The 3,765-nt window shown below is 46.1% G+C and carries 6 protein-coding genes; 2 read left to right on the forward strand and 4 right to left on the reverse strand.

Annotated features, from left to right (window positions below):
* Positions 1–667 (reverse strand): MobV family relaxase (mobV, locus tag ABD949_RS11620; RefSeq protein WP_345243614.1); only part of this gene is annotated, 667 nt, incomplete at its 3' end.
* A 209-nt stretch (positions 668–876) separates the two neighbouring features.
* Between mobV and merTP the strand changes: the two genes are divergently transcribed.
* Together merTP and ABD949_RS11630 are read left to right on the forward strand one after the other, a co-directional pair.
* Positions 877–1,452, forward strand: a complete 576-nt coding sequence (gene merTP / locus ABD949_RS11625) for a mercuric transport protein MerTP (RefSeq protein ID WP_345243616.1) — start codon at positions 877–879, stop codon at positions 1,450–1,452.
* Between the two features lie 5 nt (positions 1,453–1,457).
* Positions 1,458–1,667 carry a GDCCVxC domain-containing (seleno)protein gene (locus ABD949_RS11630; protein ID WP_345243618.1) on the forward strand — a complete coding sequence of 70 codons (210 nt, stop codon included), beginning with the start codon at positions 1,458–1,460 and terminating at the stop codon, positions 1,665–1,667.
* A gap of 77 nt (positions 1,668–1,744) precedes the next feature.
* Here the strand turns inward: ABD949_RS11630 and ABD949_RS11635 are convergent, their stop codons facing one another.
* The 3 genes from ABD949_RS11635 to ABD949_RS11645 form a co-directional block, all read right to left on the reverse strand.
* Positions 1,745–2,155 (reverse strand): response regulator, encoded by a 411-nt coding sequence (locus ABD949_RS11635; protein WP_345243620.1) that lies wholly within the window; start codon positions 2,153–2,155, stop codon positions 1,745–1,747.
* 142 nt (positions 2,156–2,297) lie between these two features.
* Positions 2,298–2,780 (reverse strand): replication/maintenance protein RepL, encoded by a 483-nt coding sequence (locus ABD949_RS11640; RefSeq protein WP_345243622.1) that lies wholly within the window; start codon positions 2,778–2,780, stop codon positions 2,298–2,300.
* 339 nt (positions 2,781–3,119) lie between these two features.
* A partial coding sequence (locus ABD949_RS11645) for a hypothetical protein (RefSeq protein WP_345243624.1) occupies positions 3,120–3,765 on the reverse strand: 646 nt, incomplete at its 5' end.

The raw sequence follows: 3,765 nt of genomic DNA on the forward strand, positions 1-3,765 counted from the left end.
CCAGCGGACCCGGCTTGTCGATGGTTAAGGGTGCCTTGATGGTCTGAACGGGCTGTAAATCCTTCTCGATAGTTTGCCGCTCCTGTTGTTGCAAGCCATAAACGTGCTTCATGTCCATATGCTGCGCACGACTCCCTTCTATTCCCCTTTCCAACCCAAAAGGTTTCATAGCCGCTGCGTAATCAGTCTGGAGCTGGCGCAGGGTCTTGGGGGTAAACAGCTCTTTAGCGCATAGCCGATTGTCGGGGGTAATGGGTACAACAATGGCGTGAATGTGGGGGGTCTTCTCGTCTTGATGTAGAGTAAAGGCGACTAGGTTAGACCCGTAACTCTGTTTCATAAAGTCCAGGTTAGCTTTTACCCAATCCGATTCTCGAAAGTCTTCGGTGACCTGGCCAGCCTGATCGCGTTTGAAGGCTTCCGGGCTGGCCGTTAGAATGAACTCCATACCCTTAACAGCATCCTTCCGGACATGATTAAGGCCGGCATGATCAAGGCGCGCTTGGATGGCTTTGGCTAAATTTTCATAGTTGAGCACATACTCCTGATTAAGGTGCAGGCGTTCGGGATCGGCATTGGGCACATGGCCCTGCCGGTAGTTGTGATCGGACTTGCCGCCTATACTTCCGGCTCCTTTCACTTTAGCGACTCGACAAACTGCTTTCATGCTTTTTTTCCCCTTTGTTCTTCCGTCCCGTAGGGCGCACACTTTGGTCTGTCTGACTACGACCGCAGGGAGGCGTCAGACAGACCAAAGTATAGTGCGTTATACTTCTGTAAAAGAACCGGGCCGCGAAAAACTACTACACGCATCGAAAAATAGCCTTTCAAGCTTAATTGACTAACTTTGTTTCTACTGGTTTACACCCCCGATTAATGAAAACAACTGGCTTACTTGGTATTCTGACAGCGTTTACGTCCTCCCTGTGTTGTATCGCTCCTTTGCTAGCGTTGGGGGGCATGGCTGGCTCGTTAGGATGGTTAGAAACAGCGCGCCCTTACACTATTGCTCTTTCTGTTGGGGCTTTGGGATGGGCTTGGTACAATCAACTCAGACCAGCTATGAAAGATGCCTGTGGATGCACTCCAGCGACAACCAGCTTTTGGCAGACTAGGAGATTTTTAGGGATAATGACGGGGATGGCAATACTACTACTAACGTTCCCTGCCTATTCCAATTTGCTTTACCAGGACAAGAACCAGACGACCCAACAGCCAGGCAAACCAGCCCAACAAATCGCTTACGTAACCATTAAGGGGATGACTTGTGAAGGGTGTGAGCACCATGTAAAAAGTGAAGTAGGGAAACTGAAAGGGGTAGCTGAAACTAAGGTGTCTTACCAGCAGGGAAACGCGGTGGTTAAGTACGATCCGAAGCAAACATCGACCGCAGACATTAAAAAAGCTGTGGCCGCTACGGGTTATCAAGTAGTAAGTGTCAAAACCAATTAAGAAATATGGCTCTGGTATTAGAATCAACAATTACCTGTCCTCAATGCAGTCACGTCGAGACTGAAATGATGCCTACTGACGCTTGCCAGTTTTTTTACGAGTGTACTAATTGTCACACCGTATTACGCCCACTAGCAGGTGACTGCTGCGTGTTTTGCTCTTACGGGACAATGAAATGTCCCCCATTACAGGAAAATAAAAGCTGTTGTTCCTAGTCCCTTCCCGTACAGTTGGGGTGGGATATGCCTAAAAAAACCTATCAAAACTACATTCCGACCGTAGGGAGGACCGCTTAAAAAGACGGTGTTGTATCTAAGAAACATACTTTGATAGCTTCAGCGATCTGGTCGTATTCACTGATTTTATTAGGCTTCCTGATGTAGGAATTAATACCCTTGGCGTAGGCAGTCGAGACTAAGTTTGGCTCGTCACTGGTTGAGATCATCACCGCCGGTATATGCTGAAGTGGGGTTTCATTGCGGATGCGCTCGAGTACTTCTATACCATCCATGCCAGGCATGTTTACATCCAGCAAGACTAAGTTAATTTTAGTAGTTGACTCCTCAGACAGCGTTTGTAAAGCTTCCTGACCATCACGGGCTTCGATGATAAGAACCTTCGCCATTTTTCTCTCAATGGCCTGTTTCAGAAAGTAACGATCATCATCGTCATCGTCAGTGATCAGAATAACTTTGGCTTTCATGTGGCCATGCAACGGGTTAGATAGCGTAGTGGTATATAAAGCCCCGATCTGGCTTAGAGCTATCAAGATCGGGGCGACGCACGGTTGTACGTGGATTAGCTTATCCCTGCTCGGTTGGTCCTCACCAGAGCCGACTTCCGTTTTAGCTAATGGCTTTATTACGCTGTTTTTTGGGTGGCCTAGGTTTGGCGTGTCCAACGAGTTGCGTATCAAATAATGGTTTATCCTGCTCTGAGTCGGCAATGTACACCGCAGCATCAAATAGAGCGTATTTTTTGCCGTTAGCATCCGCCTTCCATGCAATTTGAGCATTTACAGCATAGATGTTTGTGTTGCCTGATTTAAGAACGTCGATAGCCTTTTTCTCTTTTAGATACTTGGTTGAGGTATGAATAGTCATACGGCTAACATTAAGTGCTTCGGCTAGTGCCTGTTGACTAACTACTAATGCATTTCGCCTATCCATTTGCTTCAACAACCATGTAAAAACCTTTGCTGCTGTTGGGTTTTCACTCATCATCTCCATGATAAGATCAAGCTTATCAATATAGAGTTGTACAAAGTTGTCATTGACTGTTTCCACCTCTCCAGTATGGTAGTTAGTGACTTCTTTTTCGTGTGTCATTTCAGGCTTAGGATGTAAAATACCGCTTTGCAATACTGCATAAATTTTTATACAACTCAAAAAATTACTTATACAACATAGAAATAATTTTATACAACTTGTAAAAAGAGTGTAAAGTAAGCTGCTTTACAGTAGTGTAAAGTACTGCTTTACACTCTTTTTTAATAATATATTGATAATCAATTACTTATACTCACTCTCCTTCTGTATCTCCTAATAGACACTTTTTCAGCGTCGCAGACTCCATTTTTTTTAAGCGGATTTGTTTTTAGTAATTGGGGCTGACTGCCCCAAACCCCGTAGGTTTTTTTAGGCATATCCCACCCCAACTGTACGGGGTTAACGACCGGGCTTATAACCCCTGCCTTGCTCCTTCTTGACTTCTGGCTTCTGGGCCTTCTTCTGTTTTTCCTGTTGGGCTTCTTTTATCCCCCGTTGTACCGCATCATAGACGAGGTCACTGAGAAACTCACCTTTGATCTGAGCCGTGACTAGGTTAAGCCGTACTTCGGTCTTCGGATCGGTCAGGTACAACGTCCCTTTGGCATCCTTCAGGATTTTGTACCCCTTCTTCTCCAGCCGGGGGTTAAAATCATTCTCGTCTGTTAGGTGCTGTTTTAGACACTCTAAGATATCCGCTTCCATCTTTGGCAGTACCTTACTGCGCAGATGGGCAGCTAAGCCCTCACTCCACTTTGGATTCAATCGTTTATCATCGAGCAGGACAGCAATCTGGTCGATCTTGCTGGTGGTGGTAGCCAACTCTTTCCCTGCTTTCTGGGCTTTCTCAAAATTAGCCTGTTTTAGGGCTTCTGAAGTGGTCAGTCGCTGAGCGAGTACTTTCTGCTGTTCTTTGGCGGTTGCGTTCGCTACGGCCGCTTTTAGGGCCTTTTCAGCCGCTTGTTTGACTTCCTCGAGCCTGCGATTGTATTCCGCATTGATTTTGACTTCCTGCTGTTGTTTCCAGCGTTCCAGATTCAACAGA

The organism is Nibrella saemangeumensis (genome assembly GCF_039541915.1).
Classification (GTDB): domain Bacteria; phylum Bacteroidota; class Bacteroidia; order Cytophagales; family Spirosomataceae; genus Nibrella; species Nibrella saemangeumensis.